Below are 22,860 nucleotides of genomic sequence, written 5' to 3' on the forward strand. Positions count from 1 at the left end.
AGATCACTATGAATTTAACAGTTAATTTAACCAATAATTCATATGAAATAGTAATAGAAAAAGGTATTCTAGCTAAAGCTGGAGAACAGATTAGTAAAGTGTTCAAAGGGAGAAAAATTGTAGTTATAACCGATGAAAATGTATTTAAGTATTATGGAGAATCACTAAAGAAATCCTTAGAACACAGCAGTTTTTCAGTTGAAAATATAGTGCTTGAACCAGGTGAAAAAACAAAGGGATTTTCAAGTCTTTTAGGAATTTATAATAAGCTTTCTGATCTTAGTATAACAAGAAGTGATCTTATAATTGCATTAGGTGGAGGAGTAATAGGGGATTTGGCAGGCTTTGTAGCCTCCACCTACCTTAGAGGAATTGAATTTGTTCAAATTCCTACATCACTTTTAGCTCAAGTTGATTCTTCAGTAGGTGGTAAAGTTGCAGTTGATTTGGAAAGTGGAAAGAACTTAGTAGGAAACTTTTATCACCCGTTACAAGTACTCATAGATCCTACAGTGTTAAATACATTGTCAGATAAGTTTTTCTATGATGGTCTAGCTGAGGTTATAAAATATGGAGCAATTAGAGATGAAAATTTATTTTCAGAGCTTCTAGAATTTAAAGATAAGGCTGAGCTTTTAGAACACATAGAAGAGATAATCTATAGATGTGTTGATATAAAAAGGGATTTTGTTGAAAGAGACGAGAAGGATAAAGGGGACAGAATGCTTTTAAACTTCGGTCATACTTTAGGGCATGCTATAGAGAAATATTTTGATTTTGATGTTTATACTCATGGTGAAGCAGTGGCTATAGGGATGTATTATATATGTAAGCTCGGCGAGAATAAAGGCTTGACAAAGGTAGGTACTTCAAAAATGATAAAGGATATCTTAGTAAAGTATAATATTCCATGGAAAGTGGATAACCTAAAGATTGGTGATTTACTATCTACAATAAACCGTGATAAGAAAAATTTAAATGGTAGCTTAAATATAATTTTATTAGATGTGATTGGTAAAAGTAAGATTCATAAAACAACTTTAAATATATTTGAAGACTTAGACTTGGAGGAAAGATGATGAATAAGATACAGATAAAACCCAAGCCAATAAGTGGGAATATAAACATTCCGCCATCTAAGAGCATGGCTCATAGAGCTATAATATGTGCGGCTTTAAGTAAAGAAGAAAGTTTAATTACTAATGTTGATTTTTCAGATGACATAGTGGCAACTTTAAGTGCTATAGAAAAGCTAGGGGCTAAGTTTGAAAAAGGCGACAATTGGGTGAAAGTTAAAGGGGGAGAGCTTGAAGCCGAAACAGGTGCCATAATTGACTGTAATGAATCAGGCTCTACTTTAAGATTTATTGTACCGATATTCCTTATAAAAGAAAATAATATAACTTTTGTAGGTAAAGGTAATCTAGGAAAAAGGCCGCTTAAGCCTTATTATGAGATATTTGATGAACAAGGGATAAAGTGGAGTAATAAAGAAGGAGAACTTTGCTTATCTGTAAAAGGAGAACTGGAAAGTGGTGAGTTCTATATTAAAGGTGATATAAGCTCTCAATTTATTAGTGGATTGCTATTCACTCTCCCTCTTCTAAAAGGAACTTCAAGGATTATTATTACAACAAAATTAGAGTCAAAAGGATATATTGATTTAACTTTAGAGATGATGAAAAGATTCGGCATAGAAATTATAAATAATGATTATAAAGAATTTATAATAGAAGGAAATCAATCGTATAAAGCTACAAATTATGAAGTTGAAGGCGATTTCTCTCAAGCTGCCTTTTATCTCGTTGCTAGTTCACTCGGAAATTCAGTGGAGCTTTCTAAGTTAAATCTCCAAAGTCTTCAAGGAGATAAAGAAGTATTAGATATACTTAGCAGAATGGGAGCTAATATAAATGCTTCAGATAAAAAGGTTTCTTTGTCAGTTGAAAAGTTAGTTGGGACTACAATAGATGCAGCACAATGTCCTGATATAATTCCTGTAATAACAGTAGCTGCAGCTTTGGCTAAAGGAACTACTAGGATAATTAATGCAGGTCGATTAAGGATAAAAGAATGTGATAGATTAAGTGCTATATCTTCTGAATTAAATAAATTAGGGGCTAAAGTAGAAGAAGGTACTGATTATATGGTAATTGAAGGCGTAGAAAAGCTTACGGGAGGAGAAGTTAGTTCTTTCAAAGATCATCGAATTGCGATGAGCCTAGCAATAGCTGCAACTAGATGTGAAAAGCCAGTTATAATTGAAGATCCAGAATGCGTAAGAAAGTCATACCCAGGTTTTTGGAAGGATTATAAAGCTTTAGGGGGCGAAATAGATGAGTGGAGTATGGGGTAATAATATAAATATATCCATCTTTGGAGAATCTCATGGAGGAGCTATTGGTATTAATATCAGTGGGCTTCCTGTTGGAAAAGATATAGATGAAGAAGAAATTTATAAAGATATGAAAAGAAGAGCTCCAGGTAATAGTAATTTAACTACAGCAAGAAAAGAAGAAGATAAGGTTGAAATACTAAGTGGTATATTCAATGGAAAAACCACTGGAGCACCTCTATGTGGAATAATAAGAAATAATGATACCAGATCTAAAGACTATAGCAAGCTAAAAAGTGTAATGAGACCAAGCCATTCTGATTATCCAGCCTCAATAAAATATAAAGGTTTCAATGATTATAGAGGTGGAGGACACTTCTCAGGTAGAATAACTGCACCTTTAGTATTTGCAGGAGCTATAGCAAAATCCATTTTAAAAGAAAAAGGTATAAATATAGGAGCTCATATAAAATCAATTGCAGATATTGAGGATATAGAGTTTAATCCTTTAAATATTGAGAGCAGCATTTTAGAGTCGATTAAAGAAAAAGATCTTCCTATAATAGATGATAATAAAAAAGCACTTATGGAGCATAGGATTCTATCAGCGAAAATGGAAGGGGATTCCGTTGGAGGGATAGTACAATGCGCTATAACAGGAGTAAATGTAGGAGTTGGTGATCCGTTCTTCGATTCAGTTGAAAGTACAATTGCTCATCTTGCCTTTTCGGTACCTGCTGTTAAAGGAATTGAGTTTGGAAAAGGTTTTGATCTTACAAAACTTAAAGGTTCTGAAGCAAATGATTCATACTATTATGAAGGTGAAAAAGTTGCTACGAAGACTAATAATAACGGTGGGATTTTAGGAGGGCTAACTAATGGAATGCCTATATTATTTAATGTTGCAATAAAGCCAACCGCTTCTATAATAAAATACCAAGATACAGTAGATATTGAAAATAAAGAAGATACTAAGTTGCAGATTGAAGGAAGACATGATCCATGTATAGTGCCTAGAGCTGTAGTGGTTATAGAAGCTATTGCAGCACTAGCACTACTTGACCTTATGGAAGGAGAATTTTAATGGGTGATATTGAGCAGTATAGAAAATCCATAGATGATATAGATAAGAAGATAATAGAACTATTTCAAGAACGTATGGAAGTTGTAACTAAGGTAGCAAGATATAAGAAAGAGAATAATCTTCCTATATATAATGGAAATAGAGAAGACCAAGTAATTGAGAAAAATGTTTCTCGTATTGAAGATGATTCTTTAAAGCCTTTTGCAAGAGAGTTTATATTATCAATGATGGATATAAGTAAAAAATATCAGTCAGTTGAACTTTCTAAAGGTGAGGCAAGTAGCAGCTATATTAATGAAGAAAAACCTTTTTATAAAGAAAAAGATTTAAGACTAGGATATCAAGGGGTAAATGGATCTTACTCAGAAGAGGCTCTTTTAAGTTTCTTTGGAGATAAGCATAAGACATCAAACTATGAAAGGTTTGAAGATGTATTTGAGGCTTTGAATAAGAACGAGATTGATTTTGGAGTACTTCCAATTGAAAATTCATCTACTGGAGCAGTTAAGGAAGTATATGATCTTTTAAGAAAATATGGATTCTTTATAGTTGCTGAGAAGTGTATAAAAATAGAACACCATCTTTTAGGGATAGAAGGTGCAAAGGAAGAAGATCTAAGAGAGATATATTCACATCCTCAAGGCTTTGAGCAATGCAGTGTGTACCTAAATAATCTTAAGGATGTAAAGTCTATACCTTATTTTAATACTGCAATAAGTGCAGAACATGTAAGTAAAGAAGGTATAAAAGAAAAGGGAGCAATAGCATCTAAAAGAGCAGCAGATATCTTTAATCTTTCTGTAATTAAAGAAGGGATAAGTAATGAAGAAGATAACTTTACAAGATTTATTATTGTTGGAAAGAATATAATAAACAATTCTTCAAACAATAAAATATCAGTGGTTTTTGCAGTGGAAAATAAGGCAGGAGCGCTTTTTAATGCACTAAAATGGTTCTCAGTAAATAATCTTAATATGATTAAAATAGAATCTAGACCTATAGCAAAGGAACCGTGGAAGTATTTCTTTTATATAGATTTTGAAGGGAATATAAAAGATATAGTAGTAAAAGATTTATTAGAATCCTTTGAAAAAAGCAGTTCGTATTTCAAACTTTTAGGAGTATATAGAAGGGAATTAGACGTCTGTAATTAAGAGTCTATGGTGTGGGGAAATGAATGCATATGGTTTAATTGGGGAAAAACTATCACATAGTCTTTCTCCTCAAATTCATAGAAAAGTATTTGAAAAACTTAATTTAAACGCTAGCTTTTCCTTATATGAGATAAGGCAGAAAAATATAAGTATGACTGTAGAATCTTTAAAAGTTCTAGGTATTAACGGTGTTAATGTAACAATACCGTATAAAGAGATACTTATGGAGCAGTTAGATTATATTTCAGAAGAAGCTAGGAATATAGGGGCTATTAATACCATAAAAATAGAAGAAGATAGAACAATAGGATATAACACTGATTATTTTGGTTTTGGAGAGTTACTGCTAAGAAATGACGTGGATGTGAAGGATAAAGTTGTCGCAGTACTTGGAACTGGTGGAGCTTCTAAGGCAGTGGTTCAGTATATAACAGATCAAAAAGCGAAGAATATATATTTAGTTTCAAGGGATAAAATTTTAGCAGCTGGAAAATATCCTAATAATAATTGTATAAGCTATTCTGAGCTTGAGGAGAGAAATGATATAGATATCATAGTAAATACAACTCCAGTTGGTATGTTTCCTAAGGTTGGATATTCACCTATAAAGGATGAAGTAATTGAAAAGTGCAATACGGTTGTAGATATAGTATATAATCCTTTAGAAACGGAGTTGTTAAAAAGAGCTCAAAGCTTAGGAAAGAAAACTGTTGATGGACTATACATGCTTATAGCTCAAGGAATTAAGGCAGAAGAAATATGGCTTGATAAAAAGTTATCCTATGAAATAGGTGATGAACTTTATAAAGAGTTAAGTGAGATTCTAAATCAAGACAAGCATAAATAAATTTATTATAGAATAAATATCTTAATTTAAATTCGAACATCGGGGGATGAAGATGAATATAACTATAGTGGGGCTAGGTGTTATAGGCGGTTCTTTTGCAAAGGCTTTAAAGCCGTTTGAGGAACATGAAGTATATGGTATAGATAGTGATATATCTACATTAAATAAGGCTGAAAACCTTGGTATAATAAAAAAAGGATATTTAGAAGGGAAAGAACCTTTAGAAATATCTGATTTAGTTATTTTATGTATATATCCAATGTCTGTACTAAAATTTATCGAAAGCAATAAGCAGTATTTTAAAAAGGGAGCAATCATTACTGATGCTACTGGAGTTAAAGGAATAATGGTAGATGATATACTAGACTCTGTTGGAGAGAATGTAGATTTTGTATTTGGTCATCCCATGGCAGGGAGAGAGAAAAGGGGAATTGATTTTGCATCAGCAGAGGTGTTTAAAGGGGCTAATTATATATTAACACCTCACCATAATAATAAAGCTGAGAATCTTAAAATTGTTGAAGACTTAGTTTATTCTATAGGATTTTCTAACGTAAAGAAAGTAAATCCTTATGAACATGATAAGATAGTTGCATATACTTCTCAGCTTCCGCACGCTATGGCAGTAGCATTAGTAAACAGTGATGATGATAAATATCCAACTGGTGAACTTATTGGTGATAGTTACAGAGATCTTACTAGGATAGCTAATATAAATGAAGAATTATGGAGTGAACTTTTTTTATCAAATAGAGAGAATTTAATAAGCACCATTGAAGTTTTTCAAGTAAAACTTGAGGATATAAAAAAATCCTTGGTCAATAATGATAAAGAGAAACTTATAGAAATATTTAAAGAATCTTCAAGGAGAAGAGAAAAACTTTAGAATGGTGGTGTAATATGCGTAAGTTCCTAGTGATATTAACAATTATACTTGTTATCTTAATAGCTTTTATAGGCGGATACTATGTTGGTGGAGGAAAATTGTATTTAGATAAGTTTTTCTCGAGAAATAATCCAACTGATATAAATAATGGATCTAGTGATAATGGTTCAAATATCAATAAACCTATAGAGGAAAAAGATCCTATTAAGGAAAAATTAAAATCTTTAACCTTGGATGAAAAAATAGGTCAGCTTACAATTGTAGGTATTGAAGGTACTGAGATAAATGATAATACTAAGGAACTTATACAAAATTACCATGTTGGCGGAGTAATCTTTTTTAAAGAAAATATAAGTAGTAAAAACCAAGCATTGACTTTGGGTCAATCATTAAAAAATATAAATGGAACAGGTATACCTCTATTCTTAGGAGTAGACGAAGAAGGTGGCAGGGTTTCAAGAATGCCTGCTGAATACAAAAAGCTCCCTAGTAGTGGAACTATAGGTAAAAAGAATAATGAGGAACTGTCAAAAAAAGTTGGGGGAATTTTAGGAGAAGAAGTTAGTTCAGTAGGATTTAATCTGGATTTTGCACCAGTATTAGATATAAATAGTAACCCTAAAAACCCTATTATAGGTGATAGATCTTTTGGAAATAATTCTGAGTTAGTGTCAAAACTCGGAGTTGCTACAATGAAAGGAATTCAGTCTAAAAACATAATATCAGCAGTTAAGCACTTTCCAGGTCATGGAGACACTTCAGTGGATTCTCACAAAGGGCTACCAACAGTAAATAATGATATAAATAGATTGAGAAGTTTTGAACTTATACCTTTTAAAGAAGCAATAGATAATGGAGCTGACATGGTTATGGTTGCACATATCTTATTGCCAAACATTGATAAGACATATCCAGCATCTCTCTCAAAAGTAGTAATATCAGATTTACTTAGAAAAGAACTTGGATTTAATGGAGTTATAATAACTGATGACATGACCATGGGAGCAATAACATTAAACTATGATATAAATAAAGCTGCGGTAACCTCTCTAAAAGCCGGAAGCGACATAGTCCTTGTGTGCCATGATTACAATAAAGAAAAAACTGTTATTGAATCAATAAAGACTGCAGTTAATAATAAAGAAATAACAGAACAGCAAATTGATGAAAAGGTATATAGGATATTAAAGCTAAAGGATAAGTATAAAATAGGCGAAGAAAAGCAAGAGCAGTATAACATACAAGATATAAATAATAAGATTATATCGGTTTTGAAATAAGTATAATATGAAAAATAGCCTTTGAGGAATTCAAAGGCTATTTTTCATATATTTCTAATGGAAGATTGTCTGGATCTTCGAAGAAAGTAAAACGTTTGTTAGTGAATTCATCAATTCTTATAGGTTCTGTAACTACACCTTTCTCCTTTAATTCAAGAACTGCCTCGTCGATATTATCTACCTCGAAAGATAGATGTCTCAAGCCTCTTGCTTCAGGATAACTAGGTCTTGGTGGACAATTTGGAAAAGAAAAAAGCTCGATTTGGTATACTCCATTGACATTGAGATCAAGCTTATATGAATCTCTTTCTTTTCTATACACTTCTCTTTCTATAGTAAATCCAAGCTTATTAACATAAAAATCTTTAGATTTTTCATAGTCTGAGCAGATTATTGCTATATGATGAACAGAATTAATTTTCATAATATCTAGGACTCCTTTAATGATGTTTTTTTACCTCAATATATTATATAACAAATCAATGTAAATACAAAATAAAGGTGAAGCTCTTAATCCAAAATCTATTTTTAAAACTCCTTATGGCTCTCAGAGGGAAATCTGGAAATATAAATTTAAGTAGAAGTAGTTTATCTATTTAGATGAATAGATAATTGTAGGTGCTATAAAAAGTTAAAGCGGGTGCCTTTGTATTTATAAACATAAGGTTATAATGTTTATAAAATGATAAATTTAATTAAATTATGTTGATAAAATATGCTGAGATGCATATAATAGTATTGAGGTGATAATATGGAAAAGGATTACTTGTTTGATTATGAATTGGAAGAAATAGAGAAAGGATATTTTTATGACGATAGAAAAAAGCACTTTAAATGCTTGATTTGTGGAGATATCTTTGAAAAAGGAAGAATCTATAAGATTAATGAAGAATTCTATGAGGCAGAAAAATGCTGTGAGATGCATATTGAAGAAGCACATGGTGATATGTTTGATTTTCTTATAGAAAGAAACAAGAAGATAACAGGGTTAAGTGAGAATATGAGAGATTTTATAAAGCTTACTTATCAAGGGCTAAGTGATAAAGAAATCGGAGCAAGTATGGGGTTATCTTTATCTACAGTTAGGAGTTATAGATTTAAATTAAAAGAAAAAGAACTTCAAGCAAAGTCTCTTCTTGCAATCTTGGACCTTGTGAAGAATAATTCAAAGGAGGATGAAGAAATGGATGGTTCTAAACTTGTTAATGCACATCTTTCAGCAACTACTTTAGATGAAAGATATAATATAAGTGAACAAGAGAGAAATGATATAAGAAAAAATTATTTTGATGAAAACGGTGCTTTAAAGGTTTTTCCTTCTAAAGAGAAGAAAAAGCTAGCAATACTTTCTGAGATAATAACTAATTTTTCAAGAGATAAGAAATATACAGAAAAAGAAGTTAATAGAGTACTAATGAGAATATTTGATGATTATGCAACACTTAGAAGATACCTTATAGAATATGGTTTCTTTGATAGAACAAAGGATTGTAGCTATTACTGGATTAAAGAATAAGGTTGTATTTAAATACTGTGGTGTAACTAAGGTTTCACCACATCTGACATTTCAAAGAAAGTAACAAAGAATTAATACTAAAAAGCACTGCAATAATTTTAATTATCGCAGTGCTTTTTTACAGTAAATGAAAATATAAAATTTTTATGCTGATTAAACCTAGTTATTTCAACGCATTCAGAAGCTATTTATGGCGATACAGTAAAAAATAAAATCAATTAAAAAGCCCAGTTGCCATTCTTAAACACTTGAATTTCTTCACCTTCGTGAGTAGTTCCAACTATTTCAAGATCTTCAGTTCCGACCATAAAGTCTATATGAGTTATAGACTGATTAGCACCTTTCTTTTCTAGATCTTCTTCACTAAGGTTTTCTCCATCTTTTATGCATATAGGATATGAAGCTCCGATTGCAAGGTGGCAGGATGCATTTTCATCATATAAAGTGTTAAAGAATATTATACCTGAATTAGATATTGGTGAATCAAAAGGTACAAGAGCAACCTCTCCTAAGTAGTGAGAACCTTCATCTGTTTCAACTATATTCTTTAAAGTGTCATAACCTTTTTCGGCAGTGAAATCAACGATTCTTCCATCCTTGAAGGTAATAGAGAAGTCATCTATTAGATTTCCGCCATAGTTAAGAGGTTTTGAACTATATACTATACCATTTACTCCTGTTTTCTTTGGAAGAGTGAATACTTCCTCAGTAGGCATATTTGCTATAAATTCAACACCATCAGCAGTGTAGTCAGCGCCTCCAGCCCAGATATGACCTTCTGGAAGCTCAATTGTTAAATCAGTACCTTTTTCATTTTTATAATGTAGAGATTTAAAGTTTTTAGAGTTAAGGAAATTCATTTTTTCACTTAGGGTATTTTTATGAATATCCCAAGCTGCTACTGGATCTTCACTATCAACTCTAACTACTTTAAAGATTTCATTCCATAATAGTTCAACAGCTTCTTCAGGTGTGCTGTTTGGGAACACCTTAGTAGCCCAGCCTGTAGTTGGAATTGAAACCACAGCCCAAGAGTTTTTATTGCTCATGAGTCTTTCACTAAATTCCTTTAAAGCTAATTGAGAAGTTTTTTGAAATCTTGCAATTCTTTTAGGATCAACATCTTTTAAAAGTTCAGGATCTGCAGCTGATATACTTAAAAAAGCAGCTCCTTCTTTTGCTGATGAAAGTCTAGAATCAACCATCCACTTTGGAATCGTATCGAATACTTCTTCAGGAGCCTTTAAATATTTGATCTTTGTACAGATTTCATCATTCCATTGAACGATAACGTCCTTAGCACCAGCTTCGTAAGCAACTTCTGTAGCTAATCTAGTAAAAGGAGCACACTCAATTGGAGAAGTAATAACTAAAAGCTGTCCCTTTTGTATGTTAACACCAGTTTTTACTGCAAGCTCAGCGTATTTTCTTAAAAAATCTTCTTTCATTTTGACACCTCTCTTGTAAAAAATTCTTTATATAGAATTTTACCAAATCATAGCAATAATTAAAATGTTTTTTTATTCTTTACAAATTTATACCTCAATTATATCTGTAAATAATTATGCAAACAGACTTAAGACATAATATAAGTTAAAGAATAAAAAAGAATAATGTATCGTCTGCCAAAATTTCTTCACATACGTTCAAGAAAGGCAGATGCGCAAAAAATAACCGAAGAAAGTCGCTTCAGCGATTTTTTACCATATAAAGCAGCTAAAGATGAATTAATTTAATTTTTATGAGAAAAATCAATATATATGGTTTTATTTGACCTTATATGGATGTACCGCTTCATTATAACCACAATTTATGGGCATTTACTTTAAAATGCTTACTTATTGGTTATACATGGTTGGAAAGAAATACTGTTTATATTATAATGTATAAAGAGATAAAGAACTTACATTTTGTTAATTATTTTGTAAGAATATACTTATAGCTTTTAGTCAATAAAATTATTATAGGAATTATGAGTATTATATATACATTTAAAAATATAAGGTGAGAAAATTTCTACCATAGTTTTGTACTTTTAAAAGAAGAATTTGGAGGATTAATTTTATGAAACGTTTATTGATATTGGACGGTAATAGTTTACTTAATAGAGCATTTTATGCAATTCCTCTTTTATCTACAAATGAAGGCATATATACAAATGCAGTTTATGGATTTACAAATATGCTTATTAAGATGAGAGAAGATTTTAAACCAGACTACATAGTATCTACTTTTGATAGGAAGGCACCGACCTTTAGACATGTAGAATACCAAGATTATAAGGCTGGAAGAAAGAAAATGCCTCCAGAGCTTGCAGCACAGTTTCCGATAGTTAAAGAAATGCTTAACCTATTTAGCATAAGTATTTATGAAATGGATGGTTATGAAGCAGATGATTTAATCGGAAGTTTGGCTAAGTTTGCAGAAAAGAATGAGATAGAAGTTTATATAGTAACTGGAGATAAAGATGCTCTTCAGCTTGCGTCAGATAATATAAATGTAGTAATAACTAAAAAGGGAATTACTGAGAGAGAAATATACACAAGAACTAGAATGATAGAAGAGATGGGGGTTACTCCAACTCAGTTTATTGATGTTAAGGGCCTTATGGGAGATCAGTCAGATAATATACCAGGTGTTCCAGGTATAGGTGAAAAGACTGCATTTAAGCTTATCCAAACCTACGGTAGTGTTGAGAGTGTATTAGAAAATGTAGAAGAGATAAGTGGTAAAAAGGTTAAAGAAAACCTAATACAGTACAGTGAACAGGCAATATTCTCAAAGAGATTGGCTACTATAAATACTGAAGTTCCAATCGAATTTGATTTAGATGAGATAAGATCTAATGAAAACTATGATAAAGAAGGTCTTAGAAAGTTATTCTTTAAACTACAAATGAAAACTCTGCTTGATAAGTTGCCAGAAGCTGCAATTGAAGACGGAGATTCGGTAGATACAGATATCGAATTTGAGAGCATAACTAATAATGATCAGTTAAAGTTGGCTTTAGAAGCTTTAGAGAAAGAAGTTTACTTCACTTTTAATTTAGATGGAATAAGTAAGTATTCGTTGATTAACATAAAGAGCATATTTATATCAGATGGAAACAAAAATTATGAGATAGTTTTTGAAGGTATTAATAATGAAGAGGGAATAAGCATTATAAGAAAATTCTTTGAAGATGATAATGTTAAGAAAATAAGCCATGACGTAAAGAATTTCTTAACTGCTCTTAGAAAGCTAGATATAGAAATGAAGGGGCTTGTATTTGATACTGCCCTAGCTGCTTACTTAATTGATTCATCAAAAGGTACTTATCCACTTTTAACTTTAGTGAATGAGTATGTAGGAGAAGACCCTAAAGGTGATGATACTGTAATGAATATGAAGCTATGTTTTCATATGAAAAAGCTATATTCATATCTTAAGACTAAAATTGAAGAAGCAGGCATGGAAAAATTATTATATGAAGTTGAGCTTCCATTAACCTTAGTACTTTCTTCTATGGAAGAGTATGGTTTTAAGGTTAACTCTAAAATACTAGATGAACTATCAGTGAAGTTTAAAAATGAAATAGAAGAAAGTCAAAAGACTATATATGAACTTGCAGATGAAGAATTTAATATAAATTCACCTAAGCAATTAGGAAAGATTTTATTTGAAAAGCTTGATTTACCAGTGGTTAAAAAGACTAAGACTGGATATTCAACAAACGCAGAGGTGCTAGAAAAGTTATCCGATAAACACCCTATAATAGATAAGATAACTTACTTTAGACAGTTAACAAAGATATACTCAACATATATAGAAGGTTTAAAGGCAGTTATTGATGAGGATGGATGTATACATTCTAACTTTAATCAAACCGTAACTACAACTGGAAGACTTTCATCCACAGAACCTAATCTTCAAAATATACCTATAAAATATGAGATGGGTAGAGAGATTAGAAAAGTATTTATTCCTAGAGAAAAAGATGATGTGATACTTTCAGCCGATTATTCTCAAATTGAACTTAGAGTTTTAGCTCATATTGCAAATGATGAGAATATGATCGATGCCTTCAAACATGATATAGATATTCATACAAAAACAGCTTCGGAAGTATTTAAAACTCCGTTAGATGAAGTTACAAAACTAATGAGGAGCAGAGCTAAGGCTGTTAATTTTGGAATAGTGTACGGTATAAGTGATTTTAGTCTTTCACAAGATCTCCATATAACAAAAAAAGAAGCTAAAGAATATATGGATATATACTTTGAAAGATATCCAAAGATCAGAGAGTTTATGGATAACATAGTTAAAGAAGCAGGAAAAGATGGATATGTTACAACTATATTAAATAGAAGAAGGTTTATACCTGAGATAACTGCTTCTAACAAGATAGTAAAATCCTTAGGTGAGAGATTGGCTATGAATGCACCTATTCAAGGAAGTGCTGCAGATATAATAAAGATGGCTATGGTAAGTGTATATAATACATTAAAAGAGAAAAAGATGAAAAGTAAATTAATACTTCAGGTACACGACGAACTTATTATAAACGTAGTGCCAGAAGAGCTAGAGCAAATAAAAACAATTATTAAAGAAGAGATGGAAAGTGCAGTAAGTCTTAATGTTCCACTTGAAGTTGATATTAATATAGGTGAAAGTTGGTATGATGCTAAATAAAGGAGGAAATTATGATTAAGGTTGGGTTAACTGGGGGAATTGGTACTGGTAAGAGTACAGTTTCTAAGATACTTCTAGAATCAGGTTTTTGCATTATAGATGCTGATCAAATTGCAAAGGATGTACTTTCAAAATATCCAGAAATACTTATAAAGGTAAGAGATGACTTTGGAGATGGATTTTTTGATTGGAGAGGTGAATTTAGAAGGAAAGAGTTTGGCAATCATATATTCAGATTTCCTAAGCAAAGAATCAAATATGAAAATATAATAATGCCTTATATCATAAAAGAGATAAATGATTCATTTGATGCATACAATAAGAAAGGTGCTGGAATTGTGATTTTAGATGCTCCAACATTAATCGAAAACAACATGCATGAAGAGATGGACTTTGTTATATTAGTTTGGTCTGATAGTAACGCACAGCTTTCAAGATTAAAGCTTAGAGATAAATTGAGTCAGAGTGAAGCTTTGAATAGGATAAATGCACAATTACCTTTAGATAGAAAAAAGGAATATGCAAATTTTATAATAGATAATAGCACCAGCTTGATAAAGACTAAAGAACAAGTAGATGATATGATAGAAATATTAAACCTTTATAAGTAAAATATAAGTGAATAGAATCAATTTTTGTGGTGATATTAAGCCCTAATATGTTTAGGAGAATGTTATGAAATTAAGAAAATACATTGTATTTTTTGTTGTTATAGCCATAATACTATTGGGCTTTAGATGGTGTGTTTATAATTTAATGTATCCATATAAATATAAAGATGTTATTAAGAAGTACAGTGTAGAATATAACTTGGATCCATTATTAGTATTGTCTGTTATAAAGGCAGAAAGTAATTTTAATACAAATGCACACTCATTTAAAGATGCACATGGACTTATGCAAGTAACTGACAGTACAGCTAAGTGGGCTGCAAAAGAAATGAATATTACTTATTCTGATCCTTCACAGTTACTAGATCCTCAGTACAATATAAATATGGGGTCGTGGTATCTAAGAAATTTAAGAGATGAATTTCAGGATATGGATTTAGTAATTGCGGCTTACAATGGAGGACGTGGAAATGTAAATAAGTGGCTCAATGATAGTAGATACTCAAATGATGGAAAGTCATTGAAATATATACCCTTTAAGGAAACAGATAAATACTTAAAGAAAGTTAAAGTAAATTATAATATTTACAAATTTTTATATAATTAATATTTAAAATAGACCACTTTATCTATAAGTTAAGTTTAAGAAATTAAATAAAATTTCTTAGAGATAGCTTAAGAATAAAGTGGTATAAATTTGCGGTTATTTAACTTATCAAATGAGGAGAAAGTGATGAAAAAGAAGATACTACTAATTATTCTGATTGTTTTTATAATTATTGGAACAACCGCGGTAATCAATATTAGATACTTGGTTCCAATAAAGCTTAATAAACAATGGTCAACTCCCAAAATTACTAAAGAGGAAGAATTAACGCTAAACTTCCTTAATAATAAAATGACTGATTCTAAAAATGGTATATATACTAATTACATAGATCAACCAAGTTCCAAGGATATTACAAAAGGACACGCAGTGCTTTCTGAATCAGAAGGGCTAATTATGTTGTATGCTGTAGAGCAAGGTGATAAGGAGCTGTTTGATAAACATTGCAATATAGTGATGAAGCAAATGCTTCTTAAAAGTAATTCTGTTGCATGGAGAATAGATCAAGGAACTCTAGCAGAAACATCAGCCACTATAGATGATTTTAGAATAATAAAAGCTTTAATATATGGGTATGATCGATGGAAAGAATTTGATTATAGAAAATATGCAATAAAGATATCCGATTCAATCTTAAAGAACAATATAACCACTAATGTTCCTGTTGATTTTAAAGATAGTTATGGAAAAAGCAAATCAGTTACTATATGTTATCTTGATGTAAATACCATGGGGATACTTAAAAGTATAGATAGAAGATGGATGGATAAATATAATGAGTCTAGACAGCTTATAGGTAAAGCATATATATCAAATACTTTACCATTATATAAAAATACCTATGATGTTAACAAAAAAGGATTTGTAGAACAAAAAGATGCCGATACACTTTTATCACTTATAACTTCCTTATATCTTAAGCAAGATGGAGGAGACATAACAACCACTGTTAATTGGGTAAAAGAAAGATTAGTTACAGATGGTGCTCTATATGCTATGTATGATATAAACACAGGAAAGCCGTCTACAGACATCAGATCAACGGCTATATATTCTGTTGCGGCTATGATCGCAAAGCAGTCAGGAGACACAGAATTGTATAATCTTCTTATTAAAAAACTGTTAGAATTCCAAGTAGTAGATAAGAATAATGAGATTTATGGTGCTTTTGGTAATGCTGAAACAAAGGAAGTATACTCATTTGATAATTTAAATGCAGTTTTAGCTATGCAGAAGTAATTTGGTACATATTTAGCAACTTATAAAACAACCTGATAGATGTCTTCTTTCTCTATCAGGTTGTTCTACTTAATCAATACTTAGCATTTTTCTATTGACGAGTAAAAAAATCAGTAGTAAAATTGTACTTGTCAGCTAAAAAAGCTGAAGACCCTCTATTGTTATACAAAATATGCGAGAGTGGCGGAATGGCAGACGCGCACGTTTGAGGGGCGTGTGGGAGACCGTACGGGTTCAAGTCCCGTCTTTCGCACCAAATTTTATACGTTAAACCAAGATAAATCAAGGAAATCGTACGATTAATAACATCGCACGATTTTTTTGCGTTTTTATCGTAAACGTGTGGGGGATTATATCAAATACATAATGGTCACCTATAGATATACCAGTTCCAAATTAAATTTATTTATTAAGTGAAATACCATTAATAGTTAAAATAATTTTTGGTATGTTTTTCAATCTTGGAAATGGGATATCTATATGTTAAAAAGAACCAAATTTGCAGTGATTTCCTGTAACGTTATTTTACCAATTAAATATAATATATTAAACCTCACTTTCAAGTAAATATTAAATAATAATTAATAACTCTTATTCTATTACGTTAATAAACACTCCTCTTTAAAAGAGGAGTGTTTTAAATTTATCTATCTTTATTTACTGATAGTTATGAATTAATTATAATGTATGGGATTGGTTGGATAAGCTTCCAATGATATTTCAGTTTAATTAATAAATATTCGCAAATAATACTAATACTTAAACAAATCAATTACAAAGGAGGAATACAAAATGTCAAATAGAAGTAATAGAGTATTAGTACCTGAAGCAAAGGAAGCATTAAATAAATTTAAAATGGAATCTTCTAGAGAAGTTGGAGTTAGCTTAAAAGAAGGTTACAATGGAGATTTAACAAGCAGAGAAGCTGGATCTGTAGGCGGACAGATGGTTAAGAAAATGATAGAATCTTACGAAAAAAATCTATAGAAAACAGTAGTATATAAGAGGGGAGATATTAATATCTACCCCTTTTAATTTTTTCTAACTAGGGAAATAAGAAATGCAAAGTGGAAATTTTGTGGGATATAAAGTTTTACCAAGATTTACATGATTAATACCTTATTAAATACAGAAAATAAGTAAGAAATAAATTAAATGGGAGGTATTAACATGAGAAAACTTTCAGAAGCAGAAGTTATGTCGTTAACATCATTATTAACATTGGAAAGAGACGGATTGGCTGTATCAAGAGCTGTACAAAGCTTTATAAATGATGATGAAATAAAGAAACAAGCAGAAGCTGGAATATTGGCAGCAGAAGGCAGAATAAAAGGAATACAACAATTTATAAATGAAAACCAAATAATAAGATAAGGAGAGGTGACCTGAGATGATATCAACTATTTTAGAAGGAATAGGTAAGAAAGATACAGTTATGAATGATGAAGTTATAGTTAGTAATATGTTAGCAGGTGCAAAGGGTGCTGCTAATGCATATCTTAATGCTACATTGGCAAGTCCTACACCAGAATTAAGAGCGATGTATGCATCAAGTCTAAGCCAAGTTCTTAATGGGCATGCAGCAATTTCAGAATTAGCTGTTAAACGTGGATGGGAACAACCATATGCACCAACAACTGAACAGCTCTCTGATGCTTTTAAAAAATCAGAAGACGTTATTGATAGAGATTAGAAATAGATACTTTTATTAATGAATAGACCTATTAAGTTATAGGAGTTATATCTATGCTAAAAAGCATAAGTCTTTTCATTAAAATAAAGTGATTGACATCTCTGAAATTAGAGTTTAAAATATAATTTCGGTAGTAAAGTTACTAATAACACTGTTATTAGTGCAATAAATTAGTTCATATAAACTTGATAAATTTACTATTGAAATTTATTTTCATATAGTTTATAATTCAGTTATAGAGAACAGGATATTAAAAATATCCATAAAAATTGTATAATAATTCATATGTTCTGGGATATGCGTCAAGCTCTTATTTTGAACCTACATTACAACAAAGGGAGTTCAAGATTTAATTGTGGATATGTACCTTTCTGTGAGTCCCTTAGATGGCATTTTAGGCGATTGATATAATTGTGAGGACACCCACCTATCGAGAGATAGGTGTCAAAATTAGGGCAACGGTATTTTGGAGTAACTTTATGAATTTTAAGGAGAAGTAGTAATGCTTCTCTTTTTTATTGTCTAGAAAAGTATGAATTTTTTAGTTATCTAAACCTGGATATTTCAATAGCTTTAGAAGTTTTTTGTGGCTATATAGTAAAAAATAAATCTTGTTGACTATCAGATTTTTCTCATATACATTCGGAAAGGTAGATGCGCAAAGAGACCCACTGAAGAAGGTCATTTCAGCGACTTTTTTTATGTTTAAATGTATAAATATACCATTGCAGTGAAGACATGTGGTTAAACTTTCGATATAAAATTAGTTATAAAGTTATCTATAAATATTTAATAAACATGAGGTTTTATATTGGGGTAACGGGAAGTTGACATTGGAAAATAAATGAAATATACTTTAAATATGTAATATATTAACATATTAATCTGCAGGTGTGCTGGAATTGGCAGACAGGCGCGTCTCAGAAGCGCGTGTAATTTTACGTACGGGTTCAAGTCCCGTCATCTGCACCAGGGGAAATATAGATTAATTATAAAAAGCTAGTATTACAATTTTTATTGTATGCTGGCTTTTTTATTTATACATAAAGTAGTATTTTCTGTGCTTTTGTTTTAATTGTTATCAGTAGAAACTGTATAGAAGATAAATCATTTCATTCTTTAAACTCAAAATAAAGCATATTATGAAGTTGTTCATCTGTATATAATAAATATTTACCCGTAAACGTAATTAAAACTATCCAAAAAGGAATATTTAATGATATAGAAACGTATAAATTAGTAAAATTCATCATAGGATGTGAGTTGTTTGGCCAGAAATATTGACTATAGCGTTGAGTTTACTGATGAGATAGAAAGTGAATTTAAGAATGCAGAATTTTTAGGGGAAGGGCATAATGGGATAGTATATAGCTTGCCTGGTAACAAGATAATAAAGATATTTAGAGAAAAAAAGGTTTGCGATGAGGAGACTGATATATTATTAAAAGTAAAGGGGTCGAAGTTTTTTCCTGTTATACATAATTGTGGAGAATTATATATAGTAAGAGACTATGTTGGTGGAGAAAGGTTGGATAAGTATATCAAGGATAACGGGCTTAACAAGGAAATATGTAAGTCATTACTCAATATGACTAACGAATTTATAAAGCTTGGTTTTTCTAGGATAGATATAAGATGCAAGGATATTTATGTACAAGAAGACATGTCAGTGGTTATAATTGATCCTAAAAATAATTATACAAAAAAAGTAAACTATCCTCGCCATTTAATGAAAGGACTCTTTAATTTAGATGCATTAGAAGTTTTTTTTGAAAATATAAGTCAGTTAGATAGGGAAAAATATATATTGTGGAAATATAAGATGGGTAAGTATATAAAACTAGGTATAAAGTAAGTTATAATATATAGATAGAACAGTTCCAAATAACATATAACTAATTAATTTAGTTTTCATTTATAGTTAATAGAATTATAAATGAATTTCTTAGAGTAGAACTGGGGTATCTATAAGTAGGATAAATTATATTTAAAGTAGGTAGTTATATGGATTACATAAACTTAGCAGAGAAAGCATATAGCCAAGGGCAACTTTTGAAGGCCTTAAATCACTATATGGAAGCCAGTAGACAAGAAAATTATTCTAATATAGAAGTGTTGATTAATATCGGATTAATATATGATGAGCTAGGCTTGCGGGATCAGGCTATAGAGACATATGAAGATATAATAAAAAAGGATAAATTAGAAGAAAGAGCTTACTATGGTCTAGGTGTTATCTATGATGATAGAGAACAATATGATAAAGCTATTTCATATTATAAAAAAGCTCTAGAAATTAATCCTTTATATGGAAAAGCCTGTTTTTTCTTAGCAAATGCATATGATAGCTTGGGAGATAAGGAAAGTACAATAGAATATTATCTAAGATTTATAGAAATAAACCCATACGACTTCTGGGGATATACAAACTTAGGATCAACTTATGAGGAGTTAGGAAAATATGATTTGGCATTCAAAATGTTTAGTAAGGCTTTAGAACTAGATAGGCAGAATTATTTGGCTTTATTTAATATGGGAGTAATCTATACAAGACTCAACATAATTGATAAAGCAGAAAATTATTATAGAAGGTCTATTAAGATAAACAGAGAATACCCTTACGGATATTTAAACCTAGCCATACTTTATAAGGATAGAAATGATATTGAATTAGGTATAGATGTCTTATCAAAAGGAATTGAAAGCAATAAAGAATGCGAGTTTCTTTATTATAATAGAAGCTGTTTTTTATCACGTCTAAATAGAATAGATGAAGCTGCTAGAGATTTGATAAAAGCAGTAGAGCTTTACCCAGGGTTTATCAAATATATAAATGAAGATGATGAACTTGAAGTTACGAGGAATAGCAAATTATATAAGGATTTTTATGTCACAAGATAAAATATATATCTTGTGTCTTTTTTTGATTTGTTTTGTGTTAAAATAGAAATTATATTCCTATTTTGTCATAATTAATATAAAATAATTCTGTAGGAGGTTATATTATGAATGAAAATAAATGGCAGTTAGATTTTCTATATTTAAACCACGAAAAGATTCTAAAAACCATACTTGTATTTGGCGTACTATTTGTTCTTTTCTTTATTTCTTTTAATATAAACTCTAGCATAGTAATATATCTAATAAATATAATAATTATAATGATATGTTTTGAACTTATGATAATTTTATATACAACTACTAAATTGGCAGATTCTAGGTTTTTACTATTCTCTTACGTTATATTCTTTATAATAGGATTGTTAAACGTTATGAATATAACTTTGCAAATATCTAGTGGTAGCAATGTTCAACAATATTACAATATTGTACTGCAGAATATGGACATATGTAGCTTGGCGGAAAGTATCTATATACATCTTGCTGTTAATACGATAGATAAGAAATACAGTTATAGAAAGCTTATATGGATTCATGTATTTTCACTACTTGTAATAATATCAATCTTTTATATGTTGAGTACAATTGGAATCTTTAGAAATAGTATTGAGTACATAACTCAGGGGATAGGTATATTAATCTTGATAGAGCCTATGTTGAAGCTTAGAAAATTTAGTTATAAGAACAATAATGAATTCAACTTCTTTATTATTTATGTGTATACTATAGGCTTTTCCTTTATTTTGCATTTATTGTATTTAGTTTTGGATGTGCAGATTCTTTTCTTCTTATTTAATATAATTAGATTAGGAGCATACTTAATTATGGGGGCTGGCTTATTAGATAAGTTTTTAGAAAAGCCTTATAAAACTATATTTAATGATATTTATTGGCACAATATGCAATTAGAAGAATTTAATAAAAGAATTTATTTAAAAAATATGACTATGGCAAAGATAAGAGAAAGTATTGAAAGAAGAGAAAATGATTATAAAAAGCTTTTTGATGGAATGCCATTGCCAATGGTGATTATTAATAATTCTACTAATAGAATAATGTTTGCAAACAATCAATTTATAAAAATGTTCAATATTGTGCATTTGAAGGATATTATAAACAAAAGTATAAAATCTATTGTGTATAAAAACGAAAGCACTGTTGTCTATAAAGATGATTGTATAAATTATGATGGTATTAGTGAGATTAATGGAGAAGTGGCATATTTTGAAATAAGGCAATTTTATATAAATAATAATGAAGATGAGTCAATTTTAATATTAAGTAATGTGACAGAAAAGATAAAATTTGAAAATATGAAAGAAAGTATTAACCAAAAGAGATTGGAAGAGAAGATGAGAAGGACTTTTCTCTCAACTATCTCCCATGATTTGAAAACTCCAATAAATGTAATATATAGTGCAACACAGCTTTATAAATATTTATTAGAAAATGATGATTTTGAAATGATAAGAAAATATAATCTTATAAATAAAGATAATTGCATGACTCTTATTAGGTTGGCTAACAACATAATTGATACATCAAAGATAGATTTTGATTATTTAAAGCCTCAAATGTCAAGATATAATATTGTGGATATAATAGAAGAAACAATACAACATCTGGTAGAATATGCGCGAGATAAAAATCTTGAACTTATTTTTGATACAGAAGAAGAAGAGATTTTTGTACTTTGTGATAGAAACTTCATAGAAAGAATCATATTAAATCTAATATCAAATTCAATAAAATATTCTGACGAAGGTGAAATAAATGTATATCTAAGATGTGATGAACTTTTAGTAGCCATTGAAGTTTCGGATCAAGGGAGAGGAATTAGCAGTGAGTATATGAAGAGTGCTTTTGGAAAATTCAATTCTAAAGACCGAAGTAAAATAACTACAAATCAAAGCTCTGGACTGGGGTTATATGTAGTAAAGAATTTAGTGGAATTGCAAGGTGGACAAGTTTCTATTGAAAGTGGCAAGAGTAAAGGAACAAAAGTTGTAATAAAGTTTACGAGGGAGTTAGTTTAA

Annotated in this window: 20 protein-coding genes, 2 tRNA genes and 1 other RNA gene; 21 read left to right on the forward strand and 2 right to left on the reverse strand. The window is 30.3% G+C overall.

The window, feature by feature from the left end:
• Nucleotides 1–8 precede the first annotated feature (8 nt).
• From aroB to nagZ, 7 genes are read left to right on the forward strand one after another with little or no spacing between them, the layout of a single operon-like run.
• Nucleotides 9–1,079, forward strand: coding sequence for a 3-dehydroquinate synthase (aroB, locus tag bsdtw1_RS05600; protein WP_183276622.1), 1,071 nt, complete (start codon nucleotides 9–11; stop codon nucleotides 1,077–1,079).
• Nucleotides 1,079–2,356 carry a 3-phosphoshikimate 1-carboxyvinyltransferase gene (gene aroA / locus bsdtw1_RS05605; RefSeq protein WP_183276623.1) on the forward strand — a complete coding sequence of 426 codons (1,278 nt, stop codon included), beginning with the start codon at nucleotides 1,079–1,081 and terminating at the stop codon, nucleotides 2,354–2,356. The genes aroB and aroA overlap by 1 nt, the downstream gene beginning before the upstream one ends.
• Nucleotides 2,337–3,419, forward strand: coding sequence for a chorismate synthase (gene aroC / locus bsdtw1_RS05610; RefSeq protein ID WP_183276624.1), 1,083 nt, complete (start codon nucleotides 2,337–2,339; stop codon nucleotides 3,417–3,419). Before aroA ends, aroC begins: the two co-directional genes overlap by 20 nt.
• On the forward strand, nucleotides 3,419–4,573 hold the full coding sequence (locus bsdtw1_RS05615; RefSeq protein WP_183276625.1) for a chorismate mutase: 1,155 nt from the start codon (nucleotides 3,419–3,421) through the stop codon (nucleotides 4,571–4,573). The genes aroC and bsdtw1_RS05615 overlap by 1 nt, the downstream gene beginning before the upstream one ends.
• A gap of 19 nt (nucleotides 4,574–4,592) precedes the next feature.
• Complete coding sequence (gene aroE / locus bsdtw1_RS05620; protein ID WP_183276626.1) at nucleotides 4,593–5,420, forward strand: shikimate dehydrogenase; 828 nt, start codon at nucleotides 4,593–4,595, stop codon at nucleotides 5,418–5,420.
• A 52-nt stretch (nucleotides 5,421–5,472) separates the two neighbouring features.
• Nucleotides 5,473–6,306 (forward strand): prephenate dehydrogenase, encoded by an 834-nt coding sequence (locus bsdtw1_RS05625; RefSeq protein ID WP_183276627.1) that lies wholly within the window; start codon nucleotides 5,473–5,475, stop codon nucleotides 6,304–6,306.
• Nucleotides 6,307–6,320: 14 nt separating this feature from the next.
• The gene (gene nagZ / locus bsdtw1_RS05630; RefSeq protein ID WP_183276628.1) at nucleotides 6,321–7,586 is read left to right on the forward strand and encodes a beta-N-acetylhexosaminidase; all 1,266 of its coding nucleotides are present in this window, start codon (nucleotides 6,321–6,323) and stop codon (nucleotides 7,584–7,586) included.
• 37 nt (nucleotides 7,587–7,623) lie between these two features.
• On the opposite strand, the gene gloA2 is transcribed toward nagZ, so the two are convergent.
• On the reverse strand, nucleotides 7,624–8,010 hold the full coding sequence (gene gloA2, locus bsdtw1_RS05635) for an SMU1112c/YaeR family gloxylase I-like metalloprotein (protein ID WP_183276629.1): 387 nt from the start codon (nucleotides 8,008–8,010) through the stop codon (nucleotides 7,624–7,626).
• A gap of 327 nt (nucleotides 8,011–8,337) precedes the next feature.
• Here gloA2 and bsdtw1_RS05640 point away from each other — a divergent pair, with 327 nt between their 5' ends.
• Complete coding sequence (locus bsdtw1_RS05640; RefSeq protein WP_183276630.1) at nucleotides 8,338–9,102, forward strand: DUF2087 domain-containing protein; 765 nt, start codon at nucleotides 8,338–8,340, stop codon at nucleotides 9,100–9,102.
• 218 nt (nucleotides 9,103–9,320) lie between these two features.
• Here the strand turns inward: bsdtw1_RS05640 and bsdtw1_RS05645 are convergent, their stop codons facing one another.
• On the reverse strand, nucleotides 9,321–10,550 hold the full coding sequence (locus bsdtw1_RS05645) for an aminopeptidase (RefSeq protein WP_183276631.1): 1,230 nt from the start codon (nucleotides 10,548–10,550) through the stop codon (nucleotides 9,321–9,323).
• 616 nt (nucleotides 10,551–11,166) lie between these two features.
• On the opposite strand from bsdtw1_RS05645, the gene polA reads away from it, so the two are divergent.
• The 13 genes from polA to bsdtw1_RS05710 all read left to right on the forward strand — a co-directional run bounded on the left by polA (nucleotide 11,167) and on the right by bsdtw1_RS05710 (nucleotide 22,860).
• Nucleotides 11,167–13,773, forward strand: coding sequence for a DNA polymerase I (gene polA / locus bsdtw1_RS05650; RefSeq protein ID WP_183276632.1), 2,607 nt, complete (start codon nucleotides 11,167–11,169; stop codon nucleotides 13,771–13,773).
• A gap of 11 nt (nucleotides 13,774–13,784) precedes the next feature.
• Nucleotides 13,785–14,384, forward strand: coding sequence for a dephospho-CoA kinase (coaE, locus tag bsdtw1_RS05655; RefSeq protein ID WP_183276633.1), 600 nt, complete (start codon nucleotides 13,785–13,787; stop codon nucleotides 14,382–14,384).
• A 64-nt stretch (nucleotides 14,385–14,448) separates the two neighbouring features.
• On the forward strand, nucleotides 14,449–14,991 hold the full coding sequence (locus bsdtw1_RS05660; RefSeq protein ID WP_183276634.1) for a lytic transglycosylase domain-containing protein: 543 nt from the start codon (nucleotides 14,449–14,451) through the stop codon (nucleotides 14,989–14,991).
• Between the two features lie 126 nt (nucleotides 14,992–15,117).
• Nucleotides 15,118–16,230 (forward strand): glycosyl hydrolase family 8, encoded by a 1,113-nt coding sequence (locus bsdtw1_RS05665; protein ID WP_183276635.1) that lies wholly within the window; start codon nucleotides 15,118–15,120, stop codon nucleotides 16,228–16,230.
• Nucleotides 16,231–16,404: 174 nt separating this feature from the next.
• Nucleotides 16,405–16,486, forward strand: a tRNA-Leu gene (locus tag bsdtw1_RS05670).
• A 536-nt stretch (nucleotides 16,487–17,022) separates the two neighbouring features.
• Complete coding sequence (locus tag bsdtw1_RS05675) at nucleotides 17,023–17,217, forward strand: alpha/beta-type small acid-soluble spore protein (RefSeq protein WP_183276636.1); 195 nt, start codon at nucleotides 17,023–17,025, stop codon at nucleotides 17,215–17,217.
• 183 nt (nucleotides 17,218–17,400) lie between these two features.
• Nucleotides 17,401–17,604: a hypothetical protein gene (locus tag bsdtw1_RS05680; RefSeq protein WP_183276637.1), complete on the forward strand. Its 204-nt coding sequence runs from the start codon at nucleotides 17,401–17,403 to the stop codon at nucleotides 17,602–17,604.
• 16 nt (nucleotides 17,605–17,620) lie between these two features.
• Complete coding sequence (locus bsdtw1_RS05685; protein ID WP_308463788.1) at nucleotides 17,621–17,923, forward strand: spore coat protein; 303 nt, start codon at nucleotides 17,621–17,623, stop codon at nucleotides 17,921–17,923.
• Between the two features lie 284 nt (nucleotides 17,924–18,207).
• A non-coding RNA gene (gene ssrS, locus bsdtw1_RS05690) (6S RNA) lies at nucleotides 18,208–18,400 on the forward strand.
• Nucleotides 18,401–18,810: 410 nt separating this feature from the next.
• Nucleotides 18,811–18,895: transfer RNA gene (locus bsdtw1_RS05695), tRNA-Leu, on the forward strand.
• 295 nt (nucleotides 18,896–19,190) lie between these two features.
• Nucleotides 19,191–19,778, forward strand: coding sequence for a protein kinase family protein (locus bsdtw1_RS05700; protein ID WP_183276638.1), 588 nt, complete (start codon nucleotides 19,191–19,193; stop codon nucleotides 19,776–19,778).
• A gap of 149 nt (nucleotides 19,779–19,927) precedes the next feature.
• Nucleotides 19,928–20,824 carry a tetratricopeptide repeat protein gene (locus tag bsdtw1_RS05705; protein ID WP_183276639.1) on the forward strand — a complete coding sequence of 299 codons (897 nt, stop codon included), beginning with the start codon at nucleotides 19,928–19,930 and terminating at the stop codon, nucleotides 20,822–20,824.
• 104 nt (nucleotides 20,825–20,928) lie between these two features.
• Nucleotides 20,929–22,860: a sensor histidine kinase gene (locus bsdtw1_RS05710; protein WP_183276640.1), complete on the forward strand. Its 1,932-nt coding sequence runs from the start codon at nucleotides 20,929–20,931 to the stop codon at nucleotides 22,858–22,860.

Origin of the sequence: Clostridium fungisolvens, from assembly GCF_014193895.1 — a bacterium.
In the GTDB taxonomy this organism is placed as follows: Bacteria; Bacillota; Clostridia; order Clostridiales; family Clostridiaceae; genus Clostridium_AR; species Clostridium_AR fungisolvens.

Bases quoted from the DNA above. Each gene is read 5' to 3' on its own strand.
- aroB (WP_183276622.1), top strand. From the start codon at position 9: ATGAATTTAACAGTTAATTTAACCAATAATTCATATGAAATAGTAATA.
- aroA (WP_183276623.1), top strand. From the start codon at position 1,079: ATGAATAAGATACAGATAAAACCCAAGCCAATAAGTGGGAATATAAAC.
- aroC (WP_183276624.1), top strand. From the start codon at position 2,337: ATGAGTGGAGTATGGGGTAATAATATAAATATATCCATCTTTGGAGAA.
- bsdtw1_RS05615 (WP_183276625.1), top strand. From the start codon at position 3,419: ATGGGTGATATTGAGCAGTATAGAAAATCCATAGATGATATAGATAAG.
- aroE (WP_183276626.1), top strand. From the start codon at position 4,593: ATGAATGCATATGGTTTAATTGGGGAAAAACTATCACATAGTCTTTCT.
- bsdtw1_RS05625 (WP_183276627.1), top strand. From the start codon at position 5,473: ATGAATATAACTATAGTGGGGCTAGGTGTTATAGGCGGTTCTTTTGCA.
- nagZ (WP_183276628.1), top strand. From the start codon at position 6,321: ATGCGTAAGTTCCTAGTGATATTAACAATTATACTTGTTATCTTAATA.
- gloA2 (WP_183276629.1), bottom strand. From the start codon at position 8,010: ATGAAAATTAATTCTGTTCATCATATAGCAATAATCTGCTCAGACTAT.
- bsdtw1_RS05640 (WP_183276630.1), top strand. From the start codon at position 8,338: ATGGAAAAGGATTACTTGTTTGATTATGAATTGGAAGAAATAGAGAAA.
- bsdtw1_RS05645 (WP_183276631.1), bottom strand. From the start codon at position 10,550: ATGAAAGAAGATTTTTTAAGAAAATACGCTGAGCTTGCAGTAAAAACT.
- polA (WP_183276632.1), top strand. From the start codon at position 11,167: ATGAAACGTTTATTGATATTGGACGGTAATAGTTTACTTAATAGAGCA.
- coaE (WP_183276633.1), top strand. From the start codon at position 13,785: ATGATTAAGGTTGGGTTAACTGGGGGAATTGGTACTGGTAAGAGTACA.
- bsdtw1_RS05660 (WP_183276634.1), top strand. From the start codon at position 14,449: ATGAAATTAAGAAAATACATTGTATTTTTTGTTGTTATAGCCATAATA.
- bsdtw1_RS05665 (WP_183276635.1), top strand. From the start codon at position 15,118: ATGAAAAAGAAGATACTACTAATTATTCTGATTGTTTTTATAATTATT.
- bsdtw1_RS05675 (WP_183276636.1), top strand. From the start codon at position 17,023: ATGTCAAATAGAAGTAATAGAGTATTAGTACCTGAAGCAAAGGAAGCA.
- bsdtw1_RS05680 (WP_183276637.1), top strand. From the start codon at position 17,401: ATGAGAAAACTTTCAGAAGCAGAAGTTATGTCGTTAACATCATTATTA.
- bsdtw1_RS05685 (WP_308463788.1), top strand. From the start codon at position 17,621: ATGATATCAACTATTTTAGAAGGAATAGGTAAGAAAGATACAGTTATG.
- bsdtw1_RS05705 (WP_183276639.1), top strand. From the start codon at position 19,928: ATGGATTACATAAACTTAGCAGAGAAAGCATATAGCCAAGGGCAACTT.
- bsdtw1_RS05710 (WP_183276640.1), top strand. From the start codon at position 20,929: ATGAATGAAAATAAATGGCAGTTAGATTTTCTATATTTAAACCACGAA.